The 8902-nt window shown below is 73.0% G+C and carries 5 protein-coding genes; 3 read left to right on the top strand and 2 right to left on the bottom strand.

Annotation, left to right across the window (positions count from 1 at the left end; translation table 11 throughout):
- Positions 1-238: 238 nt before the first annotated feature.
- Together AC5LUJ_RS16995 and AC5LUJ_RS16990 are read left to right on the top strand one after the other, a co-directional pair.
- Entirely contained in the window at positions 239-958 is a 720-nt protein-coding gene (locus AC5LUJ_RS16995; protein ID WP_493465275.1) for an acyltransferase, read from the top strand.
- A 236-nt stretch (positions 959-1194) separates the two neighbouring features.
- Positions 1195-2868: a DUF2142 domain-containing protein gene (locus AC5LUJ_RS16990; protein WP_250284943.1), complete on the top strand. Its 1674-nt coding sequence runs from the start codon at positions 1195-1197 to the stop codon at positions 2866-2868.
- Positions 2869-3032: 164 nt separating this feature from the next.
- On the opposite strand, the gene AC5LUJ_RS16985 is transcribed toward AC5LUJ_RS16990, so the two are convergent.
- Both AC5LUJ_RS16985 and AC5LUJ_RS16980 read right to left on the bottom strand, forming a co-directional pair.
- Positions 3033-4694, bottom strand: a complete 1662-nt coding sequence (locus AC5LUJ_RS16985) for a class I SAM-dependent methyltransferase (protein WP_250284941.1) — start codon at positions 4692-4694, stop codon at positions 3033-3035.
- Positions 4695-4935: 241 nt separating this feature from the next.
- Entirely contained in the window at positions 4936-7515 is a 2580-nt protein-coding gene (locus AC5LUJ_RS16980) for an HAD family hydrolase (protein WP_250284940.1), read from the bottom strand.
- 283 nt (positions 7516-7798) lie between these two features.
- Here AC5LUJ_RS16980 and AC5LUJ_RS16975 point away from each other — a divergent pair, with 283 nt between their 5' ends.
- Complete coding sequence (locus AC5LUJ_RS16975; protein WP_445548271.1) at positions 7799-8734, top strand: ABC transporter permease; 936 nt, start codon at positions 7799-7801, stop codon at positions 8732-8734.
- Positions 8735-8902 lie beyond the last annotated feature (168 nt).

Below are 8902 nucleotides of genomic sequence, written 5' to 3'. Positions count from 1 at the left end.
AGCGTTACACGCCGCGGCCACCGGCCGGTCACGGAGGTCCCGCGACGCGGCGGCCCACCCCTCTCACCACGTTCGCCGGCCGGCCTGCCGGTCGTGCGGGTGGCGGCGGTACGGGCCGGGACCGCACCCGCCGGTACGGACGCGCTGCTGGCGGTACGTCTCAGCGCCATCATCGATGGCAGGCGGCGGCGCACGGAGGTCATGATCGCTCCGTGCCGACGGACTAGGATTTCCGGCCATGGGTGGGCTCATCGAGCGTCTCGGCAGTCAGGTCAACCGGCTCGACCGGCGGTTCGTCGGCGACGCGCGCGAGTACGCCCGCAACGTCCGGGCGCTGCGGGCCGGGCGGGAGACGTCGGCGCGGTCCTTCGTGGCCGGGCTGCGCTATCCGCTCGCGTACGGGCAGCCCATCTGGACGGGTTCACCCACCGTGCTCGAAGGCCGCGAACGGATCGAGTTCGCCGACGGCGCGGCGCTGCGGATCGGCCTCGGCCCGTTCGGGATCTCCACCCGGCGGGACGTCTCCGTGCTGCGGATCCACCCCGAGGGGCGGCTGCGCTGTGAGGGGGTCGTCTCAGTACAGCGCGGCACCCGCATCGTGGTGGACTCCGGCCTGCTACAGCTCGGACACGGCGTCAACATCAACGGCTTCGCGAAGATCCTCGTGCGGGAACGGGTCAGCATCGGCGCCGGCTGCACCATCTCCTGGAACACCCAGATCCTCGACAACGACTTCCACCCCATCACCGTGGACGGCGTCGAGCAGCCGATGAGCGCCCCCGTCGTCCTGGAGGACCGGGCCTGGATCGGGACCGGCGCCATCATCCTGAAGGGGGTGACGGTCGGCGAGTGCGCGATCGTCGCGGCCGGTGCCGTGGTGACCAGGAACGTCCCCACCAAGACGATCGTCGCGGGCAGCCCGGCGAAGGTGGTCGGCCAGGTCGGCTCCTGGCGCTGACCAGCCGCGTCTGACGCGCCGGCGGTGGCTGCGCCGGCGGCTGAGGTGTGGTTCCCGGCAGCCGCGGGGAACGAAGGCTTTCACAGCGCGCACGGCCACCGAAAAGCCGCGAAGCATACGTACGATGGCAACCATCCGTTCCCGGAGATCCCCAGCCCCCGCCCGTCAGCGGGCCGGAGGCGGCGCGGCCGCGTGTTTCCCGCGCCGCCACGGGCCCGAGCCCCGGAGCCGTTCTGATGGAGGCCGCAGCCGGTACGCCTGTCGCTGTCGCCGTCGCCGCGGAGCCGTCCGGCGGCCGCCCGGTGGAGCGGTTCAGCCCGCTTGGGATCCCGCGCCGGACGCCCGGCCACATCTGGCTGATCACCGCCGTGTTCACGTTCCTGCTCGCCTCCTGGTCGGTGCTGGTGCCCCAGTACCACGCGCCGGACGAGCCGAACCAGGTCGACGCCGTCATGCGGCTCGTCCAGGGCTACGGCTGGCCGCGCCCGGGCGACGCGGTGGTGACGCCGGACGGGGTCGGTGCCATCAGAGCGTCACCGTTCGGCAGCCGGAGCAGTCCCTACGAGCTCACCGTCGCCCCGGTCCCGGCGCACGACGCGCCCCCGCGCTCCCAGCGGCCGGCCTGGCGGGATCTCGCCGTCCCGGAGCAGCCGGCCGGTTACATCCAGCAGATGGTCCAGCATCCACCGCTGTACTACCTGGTGGAAGCCGCGATCCTCAAAGCGCTTCCGGACAGCGGCGACGCCCGGCGCTGGGACGTGACCATCGGCCTGCTACGGATGGTAAGCGTCCTGATGGTGGCACCGCTACCGCTGCTGGCCCACGCCGCCGCCAGACGCCTGTGCTCCCGGCCGGTCGCCGCGACCGTTGCCGCGCTGGTCCCCTGCGCCGTGCCGCAGCTGGTCCACATCGGCTCCAGCGTCAACAACGACAATCTGCTGATCGGCCTCGGCGGGCTGGTCACGGTGGCCGTCGCCCACGTGCTGCGCGGGGACACCTCGACGCGGACCGCGTGCTGGATCGGGCTGCTCACCGGTCTCGCGCTGCTGACGAAGTTCTTCGCGGTCGTGCTGGTACCGATGGCCGCCGCGGCATACGCCTGCGCCCGGCTGCGCGGCGCGCGCTCCCGGTGGCCGTCCGCCGTGCTCTGCGGCGGGCTCATGATCGCCGCCGGCGGCTGGTGGTGGCTGGTCAACATCCTGCGCTGGCATACCGTCCAGCCGAGCACGCCGGGCTTCCCGCCCGGCGAGTACGCCGGACGGGACTGGGGCGTCTACTGGTCGTGGATGTCCGAACGGCTGGCGACCCGCTGGTGGGGCTCCATCGGCTGGTACGAGGCCGATCTCCCCCCGGCGCTGGTGATCATCGCCTCGGGCCTGCTCGGCGGCCTGGCCGGCTGGGGCCTCCTGCGTGCCCGCGACCGGGCGCGGCGGACGGACCTGCTGTTCATGCTGTGGCCGACGACCGGCCTGCTCGTGATCATCGGCGGGCAGGCCGCCGCCCATCTCGCCCGCACCGGGCACATGACCGGGGTCTCCGGGCGGTACCTGTTCACCGGCTTCGCCGGGGTCGCGGTCCTCGCCGGCGCCGGGGCCGCCGCGCTGGGGCCACGCCTGGCCCGCTGGCTGCCGCTCGCCGTGCTCGCCGCCGCGGCCGGCATCCAGCTGGACGCGGCGTGGCTCGTCCTCGGCCACTTCTGGCGGCCCGCCGGAGGCGGACCGGTCGCGGCCCTGCGCGCCATGGCCGCCTGGTCACCGTGGCCGGCGGCCGGCATCGCGATCGTCTTCGGGTCGGCCCTGGCCCTTGCCGCCCTCACCGCCGTCCGCCTCGCGCGCAACACACAGGCCACCGAGCCCACGACACCGGCCACAGAGCGCGGGCGGCACCACAGCCACCCGCACGGAGCATGATCCAGGCGAGTTTGTCGTTCTGTACGCTTTTCGGCCCGGTAGGCGTACAGAACGACAAATATTTGGCGATCTTCCCCGGTGGCCGGCGCGGCCGGCGGCTGGCAGCCACCCGGATCACGGCCCGGTGCGCCCGCCGGGGTGCTGGGGGCTCGGCGGCTGGAAGCTCAGCGGCGGCTGTGCAGCGCCCCGCGTACCGCCCGCGCCGTGCGGACCGCCCGCGCGCCTCGGTGGCCGCCCAGCCGGGCCTTGAGCGCGGCGTTCGCCACCCGGGCCGCGTGCACGAGCTTCGGTTCGTCGGCGAGGGCGGCGCGCAACTGCTGGGAGGTCGCGCGTTCCGTCTCCAGCGCGCGTTCGGCCTCGGCCGCCGCGTCGAGCAGCCGCAGTTCGGTCGTGGCGCGGTCGGCCAGGGCCGCGTCCAGGCGGGCCCACTCCCGCTGCCGCCGGCGGGCGGCGTCGATCATCTCGTCCTGCAGCAGGAGCACGTGCAGGTAGAGGTCCAGCCGGTTGCGTTCCAGCCGGGTCAGCAGGCCGTTACGCACCCACGGCCGCAGCAGTTCGCCGACCCGCTCGGCGTACGGGGCCCGGCCGTCCACCACGATGCCCAGGCCGAAGATCGGCGCGGCCACGAACAGGCGTAGCTGCGGACGGGTGGCGAGGAAGTCCTCGACCGCCGTGCGGACGCCGTTGCCCGCTCCGCCCTCCGACCGGGCCCACGCGAACGCCCCCTCGCCCCGCAGCCCGCCGGTGACCACACCGGTGCTGTCGACGCGGACCCCGAGCTCCCACGAGTACGGCTGCCGCTCCGGCTCCGGGATGCGCTCGGGCGTGTAGTAGGAGTCCCGCCGGGCGTTCGGCCAGCCCACGTCATGCATGATCAGTAAAGGGAGGTGGGGACGGCCGGCGGCCCGGGCGGCGTCGGCGATCGTCCCCAGCTCGCTGGTCACCGTCGCGTAGTTGTGATCGCCGTCGATCAGATAGGCGTCCGCGGGAGTGAGCCCGACCAGGGCCTGCGGGCTGTAACCGCGCACCACGTCGACCTCGAGGCCGTCCCCGGGCTCGGGTGTCACGCCCGGGTCCGGGTCGATGACCAGCAGCTTCCCGCCGCGCCCGCGCAGCAGGTCGACGAGCAGGGACGTGGTGGCCCCGCTCTCCGAGCCGATCTCGGCGACGCTGCGGACGTCGGCGGCCTCCAGCAGCGGCATCCAGATCTCCCGCAGCTCCGCGAGGGAGTGCAGCAGCAGCGGCTGCAACGTCTCGTTGGGGGCCGACTCGACCGCGTACACGTCAGGCTCGCCGGCCCCGCCCGCGGCGTCCTCCTCACGTCCGTCGACGCCTTCACGATCAGTGACAGCGCCGCCGGCGGCGACGGCCGGCTCGGTCCACGGCACGCGGGCGGCGGCCTCCTCGCCGCTCTCCCGGCCGCCGTGTACCTCCCGGCCGCCGTGTGCCTCCCGGCCGCCGTGCGTCTCCGGGCCGCCATGCGCCTCCCGACCGCCGTGCGTCCCCGGGCCGCCATGCGCGGCAGCGGCGCGGCGGGTGGACGGCTCGCTGAACCACGGCGGACTCGGCTGGGCCCCGGCCGTCCCACCCGACCCGGCAGCCCCGGCGGGATCAGCGGGATCAGCGGGATCAGGACGCGGGACGGAAGCGCCCGCGCCGACGTCCGTGGGCACCTGGTTGCCGGGGCCCGGCGCCGACAGGTCCGCCGTGGGATGGTCGTCGATGTTGCCGTGCGGCCCACCGTCACCGGCGGAACCGCGCCACTCGGCCGGACGGCCCATGACAATATCGTTCACGCCGTCCCCACCCAGAGCTGTATCACTCACAGCGACCCCGTCCACGTTGTCCGCAACGACCGCATCATCGCGATCGACCGATTCTCCCTCAGAGCCTTCCAGCGACGCGCCCGGCGACCACGATCGCACCATCCCTGACCAGGGTGCCCTCTCACGAACCGCGCGGCTTCACGAACCGCGCGGCTTCACGAACCGCGTGACGGCCGCCGGCCGCCCTCCGGCGGCGCGGGCAAAATGTGATCACGCCGCCGGCGCCCCGAGGGGCACGGGTTCAGAAGCGTTCTTCGAGTTCGCGCCGTAGCCGCTGAACGGCCCGGCGTGACAACGGGGTGCCCTGCTCGGCCGGGACCGCCAGCGGGTCGGAACGGATCCCCAGCCATCCGAAGGCGAACTCGACGTCGATGGCGTAGGTGGCAGCCAGCTGCGCCTGCCCCACCGGGTCGAGCACGTAGACGAACTGCGGGTCGTCACCGAGGATCTCGATCAGGTTCGGCTGGAGGGCCCGTGCCCCGATCAGGTGCAGCCGCGCCTCGTCCGGGACCGAAGTGATCGTCACCTCGTACGGCTCGGTGACGTTGTTGAGGTGGAAGGACAGCTTCAGCCAGTCCAGCCGCAGCAGGCCGCGCCGGCCGGCCGGGTCGATGCGCACCCGGCGGACGCCGACCCCGTCGATGCGCAGGCGCACCAGCGACAGCCCGTCCCGCCCGGAGCGGGTGACCGCGGACTCCTTCGGGCCGGCGGCGAAGTCGGCCCCGGTGTCGACGTAGACCTCGACCGGGCCGGCGGCGGCCTCCGGGGAGACCTCCAGCGCCGAGATCCCGGCGCCCGCGGCCAGCCCGCTGACGACCGCCAGCGGCCGGTTCGCCACCGCCGCCACCCCCGCCGGCCAGTAGAGCTCCTGCATCGGGATCCTCTCGAGATCGGCCGCGGTCAGGTACGGCATCCTGCGCAGCAGATCGGCGGGCAGCAGCCCTTCGGAGGACTCGGAGCCGAAGTTGTCGTCGTGCGACCACATCCCGAACGCGAACGCCTCCTGCGGGGTCGGCCGGGTCACGAACCGGGTGAGGGTGCGCAGCGCCGCCAGCCGCGCCCCGTCCGACACCAGGGACGGCATCGGCGTCTCACCGCGGTGGTAACGCAGCCATTCCCGCTGGTAGGCGAGCACCCCGTCCTGGACGGCGGCGCGCTGCGCGACCTGCGTGCGGGAGGTGTGGTCGGCGGCGAGCACGGGGGTGAGGTCCTCGTCGAAGCCGATCAGCGAGCCGACGTCGGGCATGCAGAGCTGCTCAAGCACCTCGGGGCTGCGCATCACCGGGGCGAACAGCGCCTCCGGTTCGCCGCCGGAGGCGACATAGCCCTCCAGCCGCAGCCCGGACAGGCGGTGCACGTTGGCGCCGGCGTTGGTCGCCAGGTACAGGCCGACGATCTCCACCTCGCGGCCGGAGGCCACCAGCAGCTGGTGCAGCAGGCCCTGGATGGTGCCGCCCCAGCCCAGGTCGACGATGACGACCCGGTCCGCGTCGCCGAGCTGGGCGTCGAGGTAGCGCAGGTAGCGTTCCCGCAGCTGGCTCGCGGTCGTCACGATCTCGCCGCGGACCCGTTCGTCGTTGCACAGCGCGTGCAGGGTCTCCTCACGCAGCCCGGGGACGTCCAGCCGCCGGCCGGCGAGCGCCGAGAGGCCGGCGACCTCCTCCACGCCCACCCCGAGCTGGCGCAGCAGCTGCCCGACGCTGGGGGCGTGCCGCCGGGTCAGGAAGCCGCGCAGCTCCTGCGGGCTGCCCTCGAAGACGTTGGCCAGCGCGCACACCTGCCGGGACGCCCACAGCGGGGACGTGGTGATCCCGCGGTCGTGCCCGGGCTCCGCCAGCGCCCGGGCGAGGAACACCCCCTCGCGCATGAGGCAGTGGATCCGGTCGACCCCGTAGTCCGCGGCCCGTTCGACGGCCCACTCCGCGAATCCGGTGAACACCGGGCCGAACACGGCCGCGCCGGTCTCCCAGTGGCGGCGCAGGCCCGCCGGGACGGCGGCGGCGTCGGCGCGGTGCAGGGTCCGGGCCCGGATCGCGGTCACCCCGTAGTCGCCGTGCACCGGGTCGACGGGTGTGTCGGAGGTGGGCCGGGAACGCAGCCCCTCCAGGTCCAGCGTCGTCTCCAGCCCGTCGGTGTACTTGGGGTAGTGGACGGCAAGGATCCCGTGCTCACGGGCGCTCTCGACGTCGGCGACCGGGTTGTCACCGAGGTGGATGACCCGGGACGCCGCGACCCCGGCCCGCGCGAGCACGTGGGCGAACAGGCCGCTGCTCTTGTTCACCCCGGCGTCGCTGGAGGTGAGCACCTGGGTGAACCTGATACCGGCGAGCTCCGGGCGCCGCAGCAGCCGGCGCAGCTGGTCCGGCGAGAAGTACGTGTCGGAGACCAGGTGGACGGGCCGGCCGAGCTTGGTGATGGTCAGCTCGGCCAGTTCGGCGACGGCCAGGTCGGCCCGGCAGATGTCCCGCTCGAACGCGACCTCCATGGCGACGAGGTCGTCGACGCCGCCGCTGCCGGGCAGCGCCGCCGCCAGCACCGACCAGATCTCGTCCAGCCGGGCCTCCGGCGTGCCGCGCCCGGCCTGGCTGCGCTCGCGGGCCCTGGTCTCGGCGTGCACCCGCAGCTGGGCGAACTGCGCGGGCGACAGCGACGGCGGCAGCAGCCCGGCGGCGGCCAGCCGGTGCCCGAGCAGCAGGAAGGCGTGGGCCGGTTCGGGCACGAGCCGCAGCAGCAGCGTGTCGAACACGTCCAACGTCAGCACCTCGGCCCCGCCGGACTCCAGATGGGACCAGACCTCACGGATCCGGACGTCGGTGAACACGGGCGTCCTCCACAGGCGGGGCATCACGGCCACCGCCGACGGGCCGGCTGGTATCCGGGTCAGACTGGACAGTGACCGGCCGGAGCTGAATGAACGGCCCGATACTATGAACCGGCCCGGTGGCCACGGTCACCGGCGTACCCAGGTCCGGCCGCCGGAGCGCCAGGCCGGCCACGTATCGTCCCGACGTGGTGCCCGTGCGGTCCGTGCGGTCCGTGCGGTCCGGTGTTCCCGGTAGCGTCGGGCTCGCTTCCCACTTGGCGCGGCTCACGGAAGGTTGTCGGTGTCGAACCTGACTGATGAGCGGTCCGCACCGGCGGCCACGCCGGCGGCGCGGCAACGGATCCACGTCGACGGGCCGGGCCCGGAGTCCCGCCGGCTCGCCCGTCGCAGCCGCGCCCAGACCCGGCTGCGCTGGGAGCTGCTGCGCAACCTGATCCGCAAGGATCTCAAGGTCAAGTACAAGGGGTCGACCCTCGGGTTCGCCTGGTCGCTGGCGAACCCGCTGCTGCTGCTCGCCGTCTACACCCTGGTGTTCCAGGTCATCATGAACGCCGGGGTGCCCCGTTTCGGCGTCTACCTGATGTCCGGGCTGCTGATCTGGAACGCGTTCTCCGCCAGCGTCTCCGCGGCCAGCGGCAGCGTGGTCTTCAACGCGAACCTCGTGAAGAAGGTCCGTTTCCCGCTGCCGGTGCTGCCGCTTTCCGCGGTGGGGTTCGCGATCGTCCACTTCGTCCTGCAGCTCGCCGTGCTCTTCGTGGTGGTCGCGGCGCTCGGTTACAGCTTCATCGGTTTCCAGCTGCTGTTGCTGGTGCCGGCGTTCGCGGTGGCGATGATCTTCACGGTGGGCCTGGCCATGCTCGTGTCGGCGCTCAACGTCCGATACCGCGACACCGAGCACCTGCTGGAGGTGGCGCTGCTCGCGTGGTTCTGGCTCAACCCCATCGTGTATCCGGTCGGGCTGATCCGTAAACTCCTGCACGAGTGGACGTGGATCTATTTCCTGAATCCGATGGCGACGGTCGTCGCCACCTTCCAGCGGGGAATCTACAAAGGGCCGGCCGTCAACCCCGCGAACGGGCAGGGCATCCTGGCCGACCCCGGGTATCTCTTCTACCTCGAGCATCTTGCCGTCGCGGGCGTGATGTCGCTGGGCCTGCTCTGGCTGGGAACACACGTGTTCCGCCGCATGCAGGCCGACTTCGCCGAGGATCTCTAGAACCCGGCTGAAGCGGCCACGACAACCGTCATGATCGTGTCTGCGGAGGCAGTGAGGAAGGTTTGACAGACGTGCCAGCGCAGCAGTCACCAGCCGGCCCCGCCATGACCGGTGAGGCTTCGGACGCACCGGTCACCCCGGCGCCGGCCCCAGCCCCGGCACCCACGA

This window comes from Protofrankia sp. CiP1_Cm_nod3 (assembly GCF_982290655.1).
This window is presented reverse-complemented; position numbering and strand designations above follow the sequence as displayed.

Bases quoted from the DNA above. Each gene is read 5' to 3' on its own strand.
- AC5LUJ_RS16995 (WP_493465275.1), top strand. From the start codon at position 239: ATGGGTGGGCTCATCGAGCGTCTCGGCAGTCAGGTCAACCGGCTCGAC.
- AC5LUJ_RS16990 (WP_250284943.1), top strand. From the start codon at position 1,195: ATGGAGGCCGCAGCCGGTACGCCTGTCGCTGTCGCCGTCGCCGCGGAG.